The organism is Priestia sp. FSL H7-0729, from assembly GCF_038005685.1.
Taxonomy (GTDB): Bacteria; Bacillota; Bacilli; order Paenibacillales; family Paenibacillaceae; genus Paenibacillus.
In genome coordinates this window covers 410,103-427,547 of sequence record NZ_JBBOTQ010000003.1, presented here as the reverse complement: position 1 = coordinate 427,547, position 17,445 = coordinate 410,103, and the positions used below count along the sequence as shown (strand labels likewise).

Sequence of the window (17,445 nt, the reverse complement as noted above, 5' to 3'; positions counted from 1 at the left end):
TTTAAATTTAAAAAGACTAAAGCTATGGTGTAGAGTCTAATCCTCAAAAGAATTGAATGAGGCCAACTACGAATTCATACACAAAATATAGAGCGAATCCGAGCAACATGATACCAGCAATGACCGAAACCCATCGTATCATTTGGCGACTCATTACTTTTCTTGTTACTGAAACAATGGACTTCAACCCTAAGTCATGAATTAAAATACCACTCATGACTCCAAATGCTGCAATGGCAAAGCTTCCTGAGTGGGAAGAACTATAGGATTGTGAAAGAACTGCACCAAATACGGAAACCCAAAATACCAAATTACCAGGTGATACCGCAACAAGCAGACCGTTTCGATATGTACTAAAAAATGATTTCTGAGTCTTCTCATCTGCCGGGGTAATATCTTTATCGGCATTCTTAATTGAATCGTAACCCAGATATGCGAGGAATCCTGCACCTACGATCCAGAGAGGCGTTTGAACATACGGCAATGCCAGTACGGATGCAAAGCCGAAGTACAAAGCGAGAATAAGTAAAATATCGATCGTCATGCCACCAATACCGACTGCCCATCCGTGAATAAACCCATTTTTCAATCCCTGCTTTGTCATTTCTACTGTAATTGCTCCAACAGGCATGGCTATGGCAAGACCAATTAAAAAATACTTAATATAAATATCCATTGACTATTTCCTTCCACATCTACGATTCATTTTTACTGTATACCAATTAAATGTATTTTTTAATTTACAATATACATTTGGTAATATCAAGTGGTTACTCAATAAATGGTATTCAAATGAGTGCATGTTGTTCAATGTACATCATTATAAAATGTCGATCTTTATGAATATAAATACATAGAATATTATATTTGGTTATCATTTCGTCATGATTTAAAACAAATAGGTTGTTGAAAATGCCTGCTAACTTGCTATAATATAACTTATTGATATTGATAATCAATATCATTTATTGTTTATTGTCACTCATCACTACAGTGAATAGAGGATAAGATTATTTTCTAAATTTATGTCTGAGGAGGTAAATGACACTGAATTTATCCAACGCAGTACGCTGCGTTGGAATCCAAATTTTCTAAATCTAGGGGGATATCAATTAAATGAGAAAGTCTATTTCTTCAAAATTAATGTTTATCATGGTTGCAGCTTTAACTATGGTGTTGGCAGCATGTTCAAGTAATGAACCTGCTACGACGGATACTGCGAATACAGATGCTGCAACTTCCGACGCTGCAACTACAGCAACTGCAACAACAGTTGAAATTACGGATGCTCATGGAACGGTAACTGTGCCTGTAAACCCAACGAAGGTCGTTGCACTGGATAACAGAACATTTGAGACGCTGTCCACTTGGGGCGTCAAATTGGCAGCAGCACCCAAGGATGTAATGCCTGCGGATTCACCATATGTGGCGGATGAATCGGTACAAAATATTGGGAATCATCGCGAACCGAATCTTGAACTATTGGCATCTATTCAGCCTGACCTTGTCATTGTTGGTCAACGATTCGCTGGCTACTATGAAGACATCAAAAAATTGGTGCCTAATGCAGCAGTGATTGATCTTAACATTGAGCTTGAAGAAACGGCATCGCCTGGAGAGAACTTTGTTAATGGCCTTAAAGATGCAACAACCAATTTGGGGAAAATTTTTGAGAAGCAAGAAGAAGCTGCCCAACTGATTGCTGATTTTGATAACGCTATTGAAGAAGCCAAGGCCGCTTATAACGGAGAAGATAAGATTATGAGTGTTGTCGTTTCTGGTGGAAACATTGGTTTCTCGGCTCCTCTTACTGGACGTGTGTGGGGACCTTTGTATGATATTTTCGGCTGGGTTCCGGCTCTAGAAGTGGACAAATCTTCTTCTGATCATCAAGGTGATGATATTTCTGTTGAAGCGATCGCCCAAAGCAATCCGGATTGGATTTTCGTACTGGATCGGGATGCAGCTGTATCTGCTGAAGAAGGTGCCGTTCCAGCTCAGGACGTTATTGATAACTCACCTGCTCTGAAAAACACCACTGCTATTACTCAAAAACAAATCGTTTATGCTCCAAACGACACGTACACCAATGAATCCATCGAAACTTTCATGGAGTTGATTAACAACCTTACGAAAGCTTTAGCTAAACAGTAAAAAGGAGCATGCTGCAGTGCAGAAAAATTTAATACCCAAAATAGCTGGGGTTGAGAATTCTCAACCCCAGCGTCATAATCCCAAAAAGCTATGGACCATACCTTTTATCATTGCGATTATAGCCACTATTATTTTAGGCATTACATCTCTGCTTATTGGAGTCTATGACATACGAGGACAAGCGGATGGAATGGAGATGTTCTTCATTACGCGTGTCCCAAGAACTGTTGCATTAATGCTTACCGGTGCCGCCATGGCAATGGCCGGACTGGTCATGCAGCTTATTACACAGAATCGCTTGGTGGAACCTACGACAACAGGAACGATGGAATGGTCAGGTCTGGGGATCATGTTTATTTATTTGGTCTTTCCTGCCCCGAGTTTAACGCTAAGAATGACTGGCGCAATCATTTTTTCTTTTATAGGAACGATGATTTTTTTTATGTTTTTAAAGAAAGTTAAACTCCGTTCATCTCTGGTTGTCCCCATTATTGGGATGATGCTTGGAGCGGTCATTTCTGCATTTTCAACTTTCGTGGGACTTGTATTCCAGATGACTCAAAATATTGAAAGCTGGTTTGTGGGCTCCTTTTCATCTGTGCAAATTGGCAGGTATGAATATTTATGGCTTATTGTATTGGTGACTATTCTTATTTTTGTTTTTGCTGATCGGCTAACATTAGCCGGACTAGGGGAGGATGTCGCTACCAGTCTTGGCGTAAATTATGACAGGATCATTCTTTTGGGTACTGCGCTTATTTCACTAGCCGTTGGAATCGTTGCAGCTGTCATTGGGAATTTGCCTTTTCTAGGGTTAATTGTCCCCAATATTGTTTCCATGTTTAGGGGTGACGATCTCAGGAGTAATCTGCCTTGGGTGTGCTTATTAGGGATGGGCAGCATCATTGTGTGTGATATCCTGTCTCGTGTCATTATCATGCCGTTTGAAATACCTGTCTCGATGATCCTTGGAACAGTGGGAGCCGTCGTATTCATTGTCATTTTATTAAGACAAAGGCGGTCAACAAGGAGGATAAGATGAGCGACTTAGCAAGTAGAAATCCACTAAATATCGAAATCGATTCTAGCCGTCGTCCTAAAAAAAGATCAGCTAGAGCCTTCCGTACCAAGAAGGAAGAAAAGCGTTATTGGATTTTGCTGATAACATTGATTGTTCTGGGCGTTTCTGCATCAGTGGGATTACTGGTTTACAACAATCCGGTGCCGGTGTCTTCGCCTTCTTTTATACCTGTCGTTACAAGAAGGGTAGTTGCTGTGGTTTCCATGCTGATCGCTGCAATTTGCCAAAGTTTATCAACAGTTGCTTTTCAATCGATTACGAATAACAAAATTATCACTCCGTCCCTTTTAGGATTTGATGCTATTTATTCAACTATTCATACGAGTACCATATTTTTCCTTGGTGCGACGGTATTTGTGAATTTTAGCGGTGTTGATTCCTTTTTATATCAGATTGCTGCTATGGTCATCATGTGTCTGATCCTTTATGGATGGTTGCTCTCCGGAAAATACGGCAATCTACAACTTTTGCTTCTGGTCGGTATTATCATTGGGACCGGGCTGAGGTCCGTATCTTCTTTTATGAGAAGACTTCTTGCACCGTCCGAGTTTGATATTTTGCAGGCAAGAATGTTTGCTTCTGTGAATAATGCGGACTCGGCCTACTTCCCGATTGCGATTCCTATCGTCATCATTGCAGCGATCCTGCTGCTTGCTAATGCCAAGAGGTTAAATGTACTGTCACTGGGTAAGGATGTCTCGACTTCCTTAGGAACTAAACATCAACGTGGTGTGATTTATACGCTGGTCCTGGTTTCCATTTTGATGGCCATTTCGACGGCTTTGGTTGGACCCCTTACTTTCTATGGATTTTTAGTTGCGATTTTGAGTTATCAGGCTGCGCAAACCTATGATCACAGATATGTTTTCCCAATGGCTCTTGCGATAGGGTTTGTGATCTTAACCGGTGCATACTTTATTATGAATCATGTTTTCAATGCCCAAGGTGTTGTCTCCATCATTATAGAATTGGTTGGTGGACTAACATTTTTAATTGTGATATTAAGGAAGGGTTCTTTATGATACAGATCAATAATGTCAAAAAGTCCTATGCAGCCGAGGTAGAGATCGGCCCTTTGAATATTCATATACCCAAAGCTGGTCTTACTTCTTTAATCGGACCAAACGGTGCGGGGAAGTCGACGACACTGCTGATGATCGGAAGACTTTTGGATTTGGATGAAGGTCAGATTAAGGTGGCCAATATGGATGTTTCCACATCCAAATCAAAGGACCTGGCCAAGATTGTAACGGTTTTACGACAAGAGAATCACTTTGTCACAAGGCTTACCGTTAGACAACTTGCCGGGTTTGGACGGTTTCCATATTCCAAGGGAAGATTAACGAATGAGGATGAAGCTATTATTTCTAAATATATTGATTTTTTAGACTTAACTGATCTGGAAAATAGATATTTGGATGAGCTTTCTGGTGGTCAGAGGCAAAGAGCCTATGTCGCAATGGTTTTGTGTCAGGAGACGGAATATGTACTTTTGGACGAGCCTCTGAATAATCTGGATGTTGCCCGTTCTGTGCGGATGATGGAGCATTTGAGATATGCTGCTAATGAATTCGGAAGAACCATTCTGACGGTTATGCATGATATCAATTTTGCCGCCAAATACTCGGATCGAATATGTGCGATGAAAGATGGTCAAATCGCCGCTTTTGGAACCGTACAAGAAGTGATGGACCCCGAAATTTTAACAGATATTTTTGACACGAAAATTGAAATTATTGAGGGTCCTTATGGACCGATAGCGATCTATTAGCTACAAGTTTTTAATGAAAATTTGTTTGTTTAGATGGCTTTCAGAAAGTAGAGTGATTATTCACTCTGCTTTTTTTTATTCAATGCCGAGAATCCTCCTGCAAAATTTTCTTTCTTGTTCAAAAGGTATTTCGCTCACAGAGCGTTATTTTGGATATGGAAAGCGATTTTGTATGCCATAAATTGGCTTGACGGTTCCAGATAGTGTAATCTGGAGATTATGAAAACCCATTTGAACGAGAAGGGATCGGGATGATTCAATGACACAAAAAATCTATTATGACTCTGCTTATACCAGAGAGTGGCATACAACAATTACAGGCAAAGTAGACAAGGAAGACGGTGTATATGTCACGCTGGCAGAGACAGCTTTTTACCCGCATGGGGGTGGACAACCTTGTGATCTGGGACAGATTGGTGGCATCGCTGTTCTGGATGTGAACATCGAAGATGGTGAAGTATGGCATAAGCTGGAACGCGCCCCTGAACAGACTGAGGTACATTGTGAGATTGACTGGGAGCGCAGATTCGATCATATGCAGCAGCATACGGGTCAGCATTTGTTATCGGCAATCACGCTAAAGCTGACTGAAGCGATGACGCTCAGTTTCCATCTTGGCACGGAGGTTGACACGATTGATGTGGCTGCGGCTGAACTGGGTGCGGATCAATTGACCGCCATTGAACAAGAAGTGAATCGCCAGATCTATCGTAACGCTCGCATCAACACTTCATGGGTTACAGCGGAAGAGGCTGCACAATTGCCACTGGTGAAGCAACCTACGGTAACCGAAGACATTCGCATCGTCGAGATCGAGGGTGTGGAGTATAACGCCTGCGGCGGAACACATGTATCGGCGACAGGTGAGATCGGCATTATCAAACTGTTGAAAACCGAAAAAGTGAAAGGCGGCACCCGCATTTATTTCAAATGTGGAACAAGAGCGCTGAATGAATTCACATCCACACAAAACGTGCTCAATAGCATCATGGTTAAATTAAAGACCAGTAAGGACGAGTTATTAGAGCGCATTGAGAAAATGGAACTGGAGCAAAAGCAGCTGCAAACCGAGCTGAATGCAGTGAAAACAACCAATGATGCCTATTATGCGGAGGAACTTCTAGCTGCTCGCGAAGGGCTGGTGATTGCTCAGGTCTTTGAAGACAAATCGCTCAAGGATATGCAGAGCCTGGCTACCAAGCTGACGGCAGATCATGAAGGTCTTGTGCTCTTTGTCAGTATATCAGAGGCCAAAGTTGTACTGGCACAGAACGGACAGCCGCCCGAATGGGCTTGTGGACCTTTCTTCAAAGGCAATCTTGGAGCATACCAGGGTAAAGGTGGAGGCAGTGAAAAAATGGCTCAGGCAGGCTTTGCCAGCAGTGAAGATGCGCTAGCCTTTTACGAATTCACCAGGGACCAGTTGGGACATCACTGATCTGTATTTTGCAGATACGTATACGAGACAAGCAGCATTGAAGACATATGGAGTAAGGAATAGACACGTCACATTGTGGCGTGTTTTCCATGGATTTTGAGGAGGTGGAAAAATGACAGAACGGATTCCGTGTATACGGGAAGGGTGTGCAAATACCATTTTACCAGCAACAGCGGCGAAAACGGGTGGTTATTGCATGCCTTGCAAGCAGGAGATGGAACGCGAGGAGCGCCAGAGATACATTGAAGCGAATCGACGTGACGTGAACTTATATGCAGACATCACAGACCCGGTCAAAATTTTGAAAATCATGCATGAACCTCAGGTTCGCGATCCGCTAATTCGTTATGTGCCACATGAACAATCTAAGGAACAAGTATATCTGTCCTTGTCTGTAGAGCAACAAGATCAGATGAAGGATTATGCGATGCAACGGATTCGGACAGGTGATGAAGATACGGGCAAAGACATTCTGGTATATCTGGTCTGCTACCATGATATATCGTTGACTGCCGAAATTCCTGAGCTGCTGGAACAGGAGATCTATTATCCTGCCATTTTGTATAAAAGCGCCTCGGCAGCAGTGCGAGATCATCTCTTGCAGCAGGTTAATACCGATGATGAGAATCGGAACCACATATTGCTCATGCTGGCCCATATCGGGGATGATGTTGTTGTGCAGCAGTTCCGGCAGTGGAGACAGTCTCACCCATCGTGGGCGAGTGAGTTGTACGTTGCACCAGAGCATTACGCCACTGAAGCGGGGTGGGAGCTCACGAAAGACGGGCAGCGCAGGGAATTATTCATCACCCCAAGTTATTCACTCTATAAAGTAAAAGATAATGAAGGAACTAACGTGGAATCATTCGGAGATTCATTCTCGTTGCTGACCCCTAGTGCCAATTGCTGTCCATGGTGTGGTAGTGCGTTAACCACCTTAATTAGTCTGGATATTAAGCATCCAGCTCTGAAGGACGTTTCTTGGCATACTCAGCAACTTCAAATCCAGACCTGCGTGATATGCAGCAGTTACGGTGTGGTTTACATGGAGGTGGAGGGAGCAGGGGAACCGTTATGGAGCTCACATAATGTTATGCCTATGGGAATGGACGAGATTGACCTGGACGACTATGGTAAACTTGCACCGGATGTTGGCCAGCAGTTTCGGATTGCGAATGCATCGCGTCATGCATTCCATGCCAGTGAATGGGCGATGGAGCCATCGCTATCTCAGGTCGGCGGACATCCGGGATGGGTTCAGGATGCGGAGTATCCAACATGTCCGAGCTGTTCCACGAGAATGAAGGCCGTCGCACAACTGGATTGGGGCGAGGTTGAGGAATACGGTGAGGGTATGTACTACATGTTCATATGTGAGCCGTGTCAGATGACCGCCGTATCATACCAGCAATCCTGATGGTGAAAAGCTATAATTATAAGCCATTATAAACAGTCATTTTAACTAGTAATATAACAGGCTATATCGGTTGAAATGACAGTCGCAGACAAACAATAACAGAGGGGCCTCCCGTAAGTTCTTGGACTTCATGGGAAGCCCCTTTATTTTGCCTTGCGCAGGATGGAAGGGGCTATCTGTGCTACATCCGTCTACAATTCCGCAGATGCCTGCTTCAGCAGTCCAGCCAGCCACTCATAATCCGGTGTATCTTTTTCCTTGAGCTTGATCGTTTTGCGTTCTTCCGGGCCTTCAAATATCCCATCGGGTAGATCAAGTCCAGTTGCATGAAAGATGGTGAAGGACACGGCTTGTTTGGATGGAGAGATGACCGCAGCGTAACTTCCATTTTTCAAAAAATGAGGTTTCTTGTATTGTACACGTTCCTGTATGTCTGGGATGGTATCATGTACCATTTGTCGTAATTGTTCAGCGATTTGTACTTGCCAGGGGATCTGAATCTGTTCAATAAACGCAGTAACTTCTACATTCTTGGTCATGCTTGTTCACCCTCCGTATGGAACTGATTGTGTGTTTCCCATTCTGGTCTTAGGATTCCCATCATTAAGCGGTCGTAACGTTTACCATCACGAAATACAGCTGAGCGTGCCCGACCTTCCAACTGAAAACCAGCCTTCTCATAGGAACGGATTGCTTTGGCATTGTAGGCGATGACATCGAGACCAACCCGGTCCAGATTCATCTCATGGAACGCATATCGTAAAATAAGATTCAACGCTTCCGTGCCATATCCCTTATTGCGATGTTCCGCAAGTCCGATGCCAATGGCAAGTTGTCCGCAGCGGTTGTTCCATTCAATGCTATGAATGACGACAAAACCAATCAGCGTATCCTCTTCATGCGTGCGAAGTCTGAAGTACACTTCCTTGTTCTTTGTCTCGCCCTCATCTTCCAACTGTTTCTCTGAATAGGGAATGGCAAGATCAGTATCCACATTCCGAAGGTACTCCGGGTCTTCGTTCCATTGCAGCATCATCTGCACGTCCTCAGGACGTGGCGGCGTCATTTTCAATCGTTTGCTATAAAACAGGTTGTCCGTTGTGAGTGTCATAGGGGTCACCTTTTGGCATCTGATAGCCTCATCATACTGGAAATTATAGGTGGATCACAATAGAACATTTCAGTGCATGTAAGTATGCTCTTGTCATGAAACCTAACACGGTAGTAAGATGAAATCATCGATATACATTCAGTGATAGAACCAATAATAATGTCGGCGGGAGTGGTACGTTTTGGAGATCAAAGTGGATGATTTGAGTGGAGTACAAGTGAAGGCATTGATCGCGGAGCACTTGCAAGGGATGGCAGCGGATTCGCCTCCGGAGAGTATTCATGCGTTGAATCTGGATGGGCTTAAGAAACCTGAAATTACATTCTGGTGTGCGTGGGAAGGGGAAGACTTGCTCGGTTGCGGGGCTATCAAAGAACTTGATCCAGAGCATACAGAGTTGAAGTCGATGCGCACGGCTTCAGCCCACTTGAGAAAAGGCGTAGCGAGAAAAATTTTGGATCACATTCTGGAGGTTGCCACAGAGCGTGGCTATAAGCGAATTAGTCTGGAGACGGGTTCAATGGATTCATTTATCCCGGCACGGAAGTTGTATGAGGATTTCGGATTCGAGTACTGCGAACCTTTCGCGGATTATATATTGGATCCAAACAGTACGTTTATGACAAAAACAATCTAAATGGATTTGCATGAGAAACCAGTATTCTGTTTTTTTACAGGACACTGGTTTTTTATTGTGCAACATATCGTACATTTTTTAAGTTGGAAGAAGTGTAGAATACACGCAATGATGCAACTTGAACCTTGCTATGAAGAGGGTGGAGGGAGACAAGCATGATTTACTGGTGGTTGGATCATATGAATCCGCTGTTTGCTGTCTTGGTGTGATGTCCCGTCATTGCTGTGGTGCTTACCTGGATTGGATACAGATTGCTCCATGCCATTGTGGGGTATAAAACATAGGTTATGTCCGTATATGCTTGGGATGAATTGGCCATAAGGAACTACTGGGCTGATTGATGAACAATAGGGTATACTGGACATTATGTCTATGAAACAAGACAGCAGTACAGACGTTTTTTACATCAGGAGGATTTGAATTGGCTCAGACAGAAGGAACACTACAGAAGAAGCTTAAACCAAGACACATCAGTTTTATGGCTATGGGTGGTGTCATTGGAACCGGAATTTTCAAAGGAAGTGCAGAGACGATTGGACTCGCAGGTCCAGGCGTGATTGTCACGTACATTTTTGCAGGATTATTGCTGCTGGTGGTTATGGCCGCGATGGCGGAGATGGCTACGGTGTATAAGAACAAAAATATGAAAGACTTCGTGCAGGAAGCATTCGGTAGCAGAGTTTCCTTTGTTATGGGATGGATGTACTGCTTTCTGTGGTTATCAGTGTGTGTCATTGAGGTAATCGCCGCCGGGAGCTTTTTGCAGTATTGGTTCACAGAAGTACCGCTGTGGATGCTAAGTCTGGCTTGTGCGGCGTTCATTATACTGGTTAACCTGCTCAGTGTAGGTGTGTTCGGTGAATTTGAGTTCTGGCTGGCGGGGATCAAAATTGCCATGATCATCATTTTTATCTTCCTGGGTGCAGGGTTGATCTTTGGCATTATCCCGAGTGATAACACTCCTTATCTGCAAAATTATACGCAAGCAGGCGGGTTCCTCCCGAACGGATGGTCCTCGATCTTCTCGGCACTGCTTGTAGTCATGTTCTCTTATGGGGGATCGGAGCTCATTGGTCTGACTTTGACGGAGACGGAAAATGCCGAAAAAGTAATGCCCAAAATCGTGGGCAATTTCATGCTGAGAATTATTCTGTTCTTCACCTTGCCGATTCTCATCATCTGTGGTCTCATTCCCTGGAATGAGATCGGGCCGGAGAGCAGTCCGTTTGTACAGGTACTTGCCTCCACGGGACTGCCTGGAGCAGCGCACATTATGAACTTTATTTTGGTAACGGCAGTTCTGTCGGCTGCGAATTCAGGGATCTATGGTGCATCCCGGATGATGCACTCCATGGCAGTGGGTGGGGAAGCACCGAAAGCATTGTCACAGACGAATCGTAACGGCAGCCCGGTTAATACTTTGCTGGTATGCGCCGTTGTATTGCTCGGAGGTTCCATGCTTGGCCTGTTCGCGCAGGATCAACTGTTCCGCGTATTGCTTGCCGTTCCGGGATTTGTGGTCATCCTGGTGTGGATCTGTATTGCCTCATCACAGTTGAAGCTGCGGAAGAAATATCCGGTTCAACCAACCTTCAAAGTCTGGGGATTTCCTTATATAACCGGAGTTGTGGTGCTGTGTCTCAGTGTCATTGCAGTGATGTTTGTGTTTGATGCAGGCAATCGGTTCAGCATTAGCATCTGTCTGGCCGTGCTCGCATTGCTGGTGATCTGGTCCCTGATTCGATTCAGAAAGACGAATGGACGAACAGTTTAGCATGAGTGGATAGTGTACAAATGTAGAACAATATAACATCTCGGCGCTTGTGCCGAGGTGTTTTTTCTATCTTTTTTCCCTGTAAGGAACCGATACGAATCCTCCGAAATGAAGTTAAAATACCGTTCCATTCTTCAAAGCTACCACAGCCATGATAGCGTTTTTATGATAACCCAATATTTTCTTGCCTAATTCGACATATTCGTTTACTATTTTCCCATACATAGTGCTTCAAGCATGCGTTTTTTGGGTAACGCCTAGTCAAAAAGGCTTGGGTTCACGGGAGAGGAAGAGGAGCGGATGGTCGGTTTTTTTAGAAAACGTTTGGTTGTACGCATTGTTGCAGTCGTTACACTGGTCATTATGATTATAGCCGTTGGCAGTATGCTGTTACAGGTGGCTAATATGAAGCTGGCTGCGCAGGAGGCCATATCGAGTTACAATATCCAGATTGCTCAGAGTTATGTGAATCAACTGGATACCGCATCTTATGCCGAGTTTGCCAAGGATCCCAAGGAGAATGACGCGTTCTTGAAGATTCGTGATGAACTGGATGATTTTCGCGTAAGTATCGGGGCCATGTATGTCTATTTCGTCAAAATAGATGACAAAGGTACGCCACTTATTATGGTGGACGGCATGAAAGATGCAGATAAAGCCTCACCGATTAATGAAGTGACGGATGTCCCTCAGGAGGCTGTACAGAAGCTGTTGCAGGGGCAAACAGCCAGCTCTTCAATCATTAACAACGAGGAGTATGGCGACTATATTTCCTCTTATGCTCCTATGCTCGATAGGAATGGCGCTGTAACAGGTGTCATTGGTATCGATACGGCGGTATCGGTGATCGGAAGCATTGAGTCAGATATTATGAAGTCGAGTATTCCTTTTTATGCTTTGCTGCTTTTAATTACACTTATAGGCATTGCCGTTGTCATGTGGTTTATCGTGAGGGGGCTGCGGCCACTTCAACCACTTAAGGCGAGTGTGGAAAAAATGGCACAGGGTGAGCTTGCAGAAGCCAACCGAATTCTGACGTCGTATCGTTTGCGGAGTGAAGATGAGATTGGAAACACATACCAATCCATGATACATATGTCTGGGAATTTGAATGAGATCGTGAGTAACATGGTTGAAGGCGTAGCAGTAACCACCAATATTTTATCGGAATCAACCAAGGAATTTAATGTCAGTACCGAAGAGATGCTCCAGATGAGCAAGACGGTTGATCAGTCTGTCGAACAGATTAGACAGGGTGCCCATACGCAGAAGCAGGGTGCGAGCGATAGCGCACATGCGATGGAAGAGATTGCAAAAGGCATAACGGATATTTCCGAATCCTCGATGGTAGTGTCAGATGCGGCCACAAGTGCACTGACTACGGCGGAGTCGGGCAAACAGAGCATGACATTGATGAAAACACAGATGGAGAGCATATCGAATGTTTCAGGAGAAGTTGTAGCGATGGTTCAGGTGTTGAACAACTACTCCCAGGAAATTGGTGGTGCCTTGCACACGGTTCGTGATTTTGCGAGTCAGACGAAGCTGCTTGCGCTCAATGCATCCATTGAGGCAGCACATGCAGGTGAACACGGCAAAGGTTTTGCGGTTGTGGCGGATGAAGTCCGGAAGCTTGCCGAGGCCTCAAGCACATCGATGGAATTGATCTCGGATCTGCTACTGCGCATCCAACAAGAATCACAACAGATTGGCTCACAAATGGGGGTTACCGCAACCGAGATTGGACAAGGGGTTACAATTACCGCAGAAGCAGAGCAAGCTTTCGCCCATGTGGTTGATGCGTTCCAACTGGTGACTCGTCGCATTCAAGAAGTTTCCGCTGCGGCAGAGGAAATCTCGGCAGGATCGGAAGAGGCCGCAGCCTCCGTCAATACGATCTCGCAGATCTCAGCCGGGGTCTCGGATCATTCGGATGAAATCTATCGTTTGATGCGTGAACAGTCGGCTATGTTCGACAGGGTGGCGCAGACTTCCACTATGCTGGAGAAGCAGACCAACGAGATGAGTGAAGCCGTACGCAAAGTTAAAGTATAGATTCTATAGCTGGAGTAAGCTGTAGCCATAGTCACACAAGAGGCAGCAGAATAGAACCTGGTTTATATATCCAGTGTAACGATGTGATGCAAAAAAAGTGCTCCGTTCTTGGAGAAGTTGGTGTGTACCCCAAACTTCCTTCAGAGGCGTGGGGCACTTTTTGCTTTTCATATCACTTTTATAGATGATCCAGCTCTATCGCCTGTTTGAAGCGCCTGGCGAATCGTTCCGCGGCTACGGCAGCCTCCTTGGATTCCGTCTGCACGAAGCCAATTTGCATTTTGGGTTGATCAATTCCGGCGATCTCCACCATCTTCACCATGCCTTCTTTCCATAATGGATTTTGGTGAAAGGAAAAGTCGTGACCAATGGTGGCGGCAATATCGTTTCTTAACACCATGTTGATGGCTTCTGAATTATTTGTTTTGAACAGAATGGACAGAGATCCATGATCATAGGTGAATTCCTTGATGAAGTCTTCGATGAAACCATCTCGATAGAGTGCCAGCTTGTGTTCTTTTAATTGATCAGGTGAAACACGGCTGTGCTTGGCAAGTTCAGACAGGTGATGTGTACCGACTACCAGCTTACCCGAGTACATGGGACTGAAGTGAAGTCCATCGAATTCCCGCAATTGTTTGGCATAGATCGCGATAAAGCCCAGATGGGTCTTGTTATTGCGAATATCCTCGATAATTTCCATGGACCCTTTCTCTTCAATGGAGATGTTAAGTAGCGGGTGCTCACGCTTCATATCTGCAGCAGACTGAACAAGATAGGGCATGACACTTGGAAAAGTAGCCACATGAAGCTCCCCGCTAAGAGAGGAGGCTTCTGCGTTCAGGGATTTCAATTCATCAATCCGCTGCAAAATGTCCAGTGCCTTAGCAATGAATTGTTTGCCTTCGGGAGTGGGATGAGTTCCCTGCCGCGAGCGTTCGAACAGGATCAAGCCCAGTTCTTTCTCCAGACGGTGAACCGATTGGCTGATCGCCGATTGTGTGACATGCAGATGCTCCGAGGCGGCGGAGAATGATTGTGTCTTCGCAATTTCAACGACATATTCGAGCTGTTCCAGATTCATGAGTTCATCTCCATTTAGCATTAATACAACTAATGTTAACATTAGTATCTATAAATATGAATAATACTTGAACAGCGATATAATATATAGACAATCATATAAAGGGGATGAACTTCATGAAAGCAGCAGTATGGTATGCCCATAAAGATGTTCGTGTTGAAGATCGCGAGGTTCCGGTTGCTCAAGCAGGACAAGTCCAAATCAAAGTGGAATATGCGGGGATCTGCGGCAGTGACTTGCATGCCTATCATCATGGTGTGGGGATTCAGGAAGGCGAGAATCATCCGCTCTCAGGACAGAAAGCGCCGCTCACATTGGGTCATGAATTTGCAGGAACCGTGAGTGAATTGGGTAGTAATGTAAGCGGTATCAGTGTGGGGCAGCGAGTTGTGGTAGAGCCATTGTACCACTGTGGAAAATGTGAGTACTGTATCCAGGGTCGCTACAATCAATGTACTCAATTTGGATTCGTTGGACTGAATGGTGATGGTGGTTTTGCGGAGTATGTTGTTGTTGAAGCCTACATGGTTCATCCCATCCCGGATAACGTAACTTTCGAAGAAGGTGCCCTCGTAGAGCCTACGGCAGTAGCGTTTCATGCGGTTCGACACAGCAAACTGAAAGTGGGCAACAAGATAGCTGTGTACGGAGCTGGTCCAATCGGATTATTGACCATTCTGTCTGCCAAAGCAGCAGGAGCATCTGAAATCTATGCAGTCGATGTATTTGAGGAACGTTTGGACTTGGCAACCAAGCTGGGAGCGATCCCGGTGAACAGTGCCAAAGTCAATGCAACCGAAGTGATTTTGCAACAATCGGGCGGCATCGATGTGGCTTATGAAGCAGCGGGAGTACAACCAACAATGGACAGTGCCGTTGCGGTTGTCAAAAAAGGCGGAGAAGTTGTTGTGATCGCCGCAATTCCTAATCCGCTCCAAGTGAACTTCTTTGATCTTCTGGTGAAGGAAGCGAATCTGACAGCGACGCTGGCCTATCGTCACATTTTCCCTGAAGTAATCTCATTGATTGCGGAAGGATCTCTCGATGTGAAACAGGTCATCACCAAGAAAATCAAACTGGATGACATCGTGCAGGAAGGGCTTGAGCTGTTGATGAGCGACAAGAGCCATGCGAAGATTTTGGTGGAGATTGGCGGCTAAAGGCTCGTCACTAACGAGGATAGATTTTCATATCAACGGAATTGAAATATAAATTTTAGATCGGGAAAAAGACCGTTCATTCGCATGAATGGTTTTTTTCGCGTTATTTAAATAGAACACGCATCCTTCACTGGCTATCTTCATGAATCATATTCCGCTGATCGCGGTCGCGGTTCGCTAATAACCAATGCTAGGAATCATAGCGGTAGCAGATCGCCTTACCCCCGCTACTCTCGGAGCTGAATTCCTTATCCTCATAGAATCCAAAACGCTCATATAAACGGATGGCATTGACCATCTGACCGCCCGTATATAAATACACCGTATTTTTGCCCATCTCTTTGGCAGATTCCACACATTGCTGGAGCAATGCTCTGGCGATCCCGTGGCCTCTCCATCTTGGATCAACACCCAATAGTCGAATAAATGGATAATCAATGGGCAATTCAAAGTTTGGATAGGCCTTGTGCGCTGTTTCGAACAATTGGACGGTACCGACAATCTGATCATCAATCTTGGCGACCCACAATTGTGTCAGGTACGGATTAACCACAGACTCTCTGATGTCTTTTAAGTAGGCCTCCCAACGTTCATTTTGCTCAAATGTCTCCCGATACTCGGCATAACTTGCTACAAGGATATCTACGATCTCTGGATGATCTGTTTCTGTGGCAGGAAGAATGGTAACGGCAGCCGTTGTCATCTTATAATTCCTCTTCTCTTATGGGTTAAGTATGAAATCAAGTTTTCTTGCATTTTACCATAACGAATTCAATTCGATTCATTCAAATTTTCTATAGTTCACTCAGTCATTTCTATAGATCAAAGCGCGTTAGCGATTGAGTTGTGTGGAATACAGATGATTGCGATATTCGGTTGGCGTATTGCCCTCGTATTGCTTGAACATGCGCAGGAACAGCTTGTAGTCGGAGAAGCCACACTGTCCGGCAATTTCTTTAACACTGGCATTGGTGTTGAGCAGCAGCTGCTTCGCCCGGCGAATACGTTCTGTGAGGATATAGGCTTTGAGTCCGGTACCTTTCTCGCGCTTCACCATCTTGGAGATATAGTCTTTGTTAAAATTAAAATTCTCTGCAATCTGACTCACGGTGATGTTCGTGTGCAGATGAATATCGACCCACTTGCAGATATGGTCCACAATCGCATTATGCGGGCGATAATCGGCTTCTATATTGCGTTCCAGTTCTCTGAACAACAGTAGCAAAGCGGCGTCGGCTTCCTCGGGAGAGAAGGAGGACACATGCAGCAATTGCTTGAATAACTGATTGGCCATGGATGGCACCTGAATGGTGGCATGTGTCCTAAACCGATTGAATTCTGCCGACTTGGCATCATAGTGAACCCAGTAGAAGCTGACGGGTGTGTCGCTGATCTGGTAGCCGTAATGGGTACGACCGGCGTGCAGAAACAACAGATCATTGGCACGAACCACGTACTTTTCGTTGTCCTCCGCGATGTACATCTCACCTTCCAGCATCAAAATGATCTCGTGAACAGGCATGCTGCGTCTCATATGGCTCCAGTTGCCGTCGGATATGAACTTGCCGCACAGGTAATGTTCCAGTGGCTTTTGCATAGGACGGATTTATCCACCTTTTCTTGGGTTATGAGTCTGATGTTATTACATTTTATTTGATAATATGGGGATATTCAAGCGATGGAGTAGTTTTATGAGTATAGGATATAAGGAAAAGAACACGGATTTTACCCCTCTGGATAAATCAATGAAAACACAAGTGGAT

The 17,445-nt window shown here is 44.7% G+C and carries 16 protein-coding genes; 10 read left to right on the top strand and 6 right to left on the bottom strand.

Translation table 11 applies throughout. The features are described from left to right. Positions 1 to 43 precede the first annotated feature (43 nt). Positions 44 to 676, bottom strand: coding sequence for a LysE family transporter (locus MHH93_RS10870; RefSeq protein ID WP_500054054.1), 633 nt, complete (start codon positions 674 to 676; stop codon positions 44 to 46). Positions 677 to 1,116: 440 nt separating this feature from the next. Here MHH93_RS10870 and MHH93_RS10865 point away from each other — a divergent pair, with 440 nt between their 5' ends. From MHH93_RS10865 to MHH93_RS10840, 6 genes are all read left to right on the top strand, one after another. After that, positions 1,117 to 2,154 carry a siderophore ABC transporter substrate-binding protein gene (locus tag MHH93_RS10865; RefSeq protein ID WP_500054053.1) on the top strand — a complete coding sequence of 346 codons (1,038 nt, stop codon included), beginning with the start codon at positions 1,117 to 1,119 and terminating at the stop codon, positions 2,152 to 2,154. 31 nt (positions 2,155 to 2,185) lie between these two features. After that, positions 2,186 to 3,196, top strand: a complete 1,011-nt coding sequence (locus tag MHH93_RS10860) for an ABC transporter permease (protein WP_500054109.1) — start codon at positions 2,186 to 2,188, stop codon at positions 3,194 to 3,196. Continuing rightward, positions 3,193 to 4,257 carry an iron chelate uptake ABC transporter family permease subunit gene (locus MHH93_RS10855; protein WP_500054052.1) on the top strand — a complete coding sequence of 355 codons (1,065 nt, stop codon included), beginning with the start codon at positions 3,193 to 3,195 and terminating at the stop codon, positions 4,255 to 4,257. Before MHH93_RS10860 ends, MHH93_RS10855 begins: the two co-directional genes overlap by 4 nt. After that, a complete protein-coding gene (locus MHH93_RS10850; RefSeq protein WP_500054051.1) occupies positions 4,254 to 5,006 on the top strand; it encodes an iron ABC transporter ATP-binding protein in 753 nt (250 codons plus the stop codon). The genes MHH93_RS10855 and MHH93_RS10850 overlap by 4 nt, the downstream gene beginning before the upstream one ends. 259 nt (positions 5,007 to 5,265) lie before the next feature. Beyond that, positions 5,266 to 6,444, top strand: coding sequence for an alanyl-tRNA editing protein (locus MHH93_RS10845; protein WP_500054050.1), 1,179 nt, complete (start codon positions 5,266 to 5,268; stop codon positions 6,442 to 6,444). Between the two features lie 112 nt (positions 6,445 to 6,556). Continuing rightward, positions 6,557 to 7,861: a DUF1963 domain-containing protein gene (locus tag MHH93_RS10840; protein WP_500054049.1), complete on the top strand. Its 1,305-nt coding sequence runs from the start codon at positions 6,557 to 6,559 to the stop codon at positions 7,859 to 7,861. A 191-nt stretch (positions 7,862 to 8,052) separates the two neighbouring features. Here MHH93_RS10840 and MHH93_RS10835 read toward each other — a convergent pair whose 3' ends face one another. After that, on the bottom strand, positions 8,053 to 8,400 hold the full coding sequence (locus tag MHH93_RS10835) for a DUF1801 domain-containing protein (protein ID WP_500054048.1): 348 nt from the start codon (positions 8,398 to 8,400) through the stop codon (positions 8,053 to 8,055). Next, positions 8,397 to 8,972: a GNAT family N-acetyltransferase gene (locus MHH93_RS10830; protein WP_500054047.1), complete on the bottom strand. Its 576-nt coding sequence runs from the start codon at positions 8,970 to 8,972 to the stop codon at positions 8,397 to 8,399. The genes MHH93_RS10835 and MHH93_RS10830 overlap by 4 nt, the downstream gene beginning before the upstream one ends. 181 nt (positions 8,973 to 9,153) lie before the next feature. Here MHH93_RS10830 and MHH93_RS10825 point away from each other — a divergent pair, with 181 nt between their 5' ends. From MHH93_RS10825 to MHH93_RS10815, 3 genes are all read left to right on the top strand, one after another. Beyond that, positions 9,154 to 9,609 carry a GNAT family N-acetyltransferase gene (locus MHH93_RS10825; RefSeq protein ID WP_500054046.1) on the top strand — a complete coding sequence of 152 codons (456 nt, stop codon included), beginning with the start codon at positions 9,154 to 9,156 and terminating at the stop codon, positions 9,607 to 9,609. Between the two features lie 421 nt (positions 9,610 to 10,030). Further along, positions 10,031 to 11,383: an amino acid permease gene (locus MHH93_RS10820; protein ID WP_440387049.1), complete on the top strand. Its 1,353-nt coding sequence runs from the start codon at positions 10,031 to 10,033 to the stop codon at positions 11,381 to 11,383. A gap of 300 nt (positions 11,384 to 11,683) precedes the next feature. Further along, positions 11,684 to 13,438 (top strand): methyl-accepting chemotaxis protein, encoded by a 1,755-nt coding sequence (locus tag MHH93_RS10815; protein ID WP_500054045.1) that lies wholly within the window; start codon positions 11,684 to 11,686, stop codon positions 13,436 to 13,438. Between the two features lie 178 nt (positions 13,439 to 13,616). Here MHH93_RS10815 and MHH93_RS10810 read toward each other — a convergent pair whose 3' ends face one another. Further along, complete coding sequence (locus tag MHH93_RS10810) at positions 13,617 to 14,522, bottom strand: LysR family transcriptional regulator (protein WP_500054044.1); 906 nt, start codon at positions 14,520 to 14,522, stop codon at positions 13,617 to 13,619. Positions 14,523 to 14,638: 116 nt separating this feature from the next. On the opposite strand from MHH93_RS10810, the gene MHH93_RS10805 reads away from it, so the two are divergent. Then, positions 14,639 to 15,682 carry a 2,3-butanediol dehydrogenase gene (locus MHH93_RS10805; RefSeq protein ID WP_500054043.1) on the top strand — a complete coding sequence of 348 codons (1,044 nt, stop codon included), beginning with the start codon at positions 14,639 to 14,641 and terminating at the stop codon, positions 15,680 to 15,682. Positions 15,683 to 15,872: 190 nt separating this feature from the next. Here the strand turns inward: MHH93_RS10805 and MHH93_RS10800 are convergent, their stop codons facing one another. Further along, positions 15,873 to 16,385 (bottom strand): GNAT family N-acetyltransferase, encoded by a 513-nt coding sequence (locus tag MHH93_RS10800; RefSeq protein WP_421888160.1) that lies wholly within the window; start codon positions 16,383 to 16,385, stop codon positions 15,873 to 15,875. 129 nt (positions 16,386 to 16,514) lie between these two features. Next, positions 16,515 to 17,279 (bottom strand): helix-turn-helix transcriptional regulator, encoded by a 765-nt coding sequence (locus tag MHH93_RS10795; RefSeq protein ID WP_500054042.1) that lies wholly within the window; start codon positions 17,277 to 17,279, stop codon positions 16,515 to 16,517. Positions 17,280 to 17,445: the final 166 nt, after the last annotated feature.

Excerpts from the sequence above, each read along its gene's own strand:
- MHH93_RS10795 (WP_500054042.1), bottom strand. The coding sequence starts at position 17,279 with ATGCAAAAGCCACTGGAACATTACCTGTGCGGCAAGTTCATATCCGAC.
- MHH93_RS10800 (WP_421888160.1), bottom strand. The coding sequence starts at position 16,385 with ATGACAACGGCTGCCGTTACCATTCTTCCTGCCACAGAAACAGATCAT.
- MHH93_RS10840 (WP_500054049.1), top strand. The coding sequence starts at position 6,557 with ATGACAGAACGGATTCCGTGTATACGGGAAGGGTGTGCAAATACCATT.
- MHH93_RS10815 (WP_500054045.1), top strand. The coding sequence starts at position 11,684 with ATGGTCGGTTTTTTTAGAAAACGTTTGGTTGTACGCATTGTTGCAGTC.
- MHH93_RS10835 (WP_500054048.1), bottom strand. The coding sequence starts at position 8,400 with ATGACCAAGAATGTAGAAGTTACTGCGTTTATTGAACAGATTCAGATC.
- MHH93_RS10845 (WP_500054050.1), top strand. The coding sequence starts at position 5,266 with ATGACACAAAAAATCTATTATGACTCTGCTTATACCAGAGAGTGGCAT.
- MHH93_RS10855 (WP_500054052.1), top strand. The coding sequence starts at position 3,193 with ATGAGCGACTTAGCAAGTAGAAATCCACTAAATATCGAAATCGATTCT.
- MHH93_RS10830 (WP_500054047.1), bottom strand. The coding sequence starts at position 8,972 with ATGACACTCACAACGGACAACCTGTTTTATAGCAAACGATTGAAAATG.
- MHH93_RS10865 (WP_500054053.1), top strand. The coding sequence starts at position 1,117 with ATGAGAAAGTCTATTTCTTCAAAATTAATGTTTATCATGGTTGCAGCT.
- MHH93_RS10850 (WP_500054051.1), top strand. The coding sequence starts at position 4,254 with ATGATACAGATCAATAATGTCAAAAAGTCCTATGCAGCCGAGGTAGAG.
- MHH93_RS10870 (WP_500054054.1), bottom strand. The coding sequence starts at position 676 with ATGGATATTTATATTAAGTATTTTTTAATTGGTCTTGCCATAGCCATG.
- MHH93_RS10805 (WP_500054043.1), top strand. The coding sequence starts at position 14,639 with ATGAAAGCAGCAGTATGGTATGCCCATAAAGATGTTCGTGTTGAAGAT.
- MHH93_RS10810 (WP_500054044.1), bottom strand. The coding sequence starts at position 14,522 with ATGAATCTGGAACAGCTCGAATATGTCGTTGAAATTGCGAAGACACAA.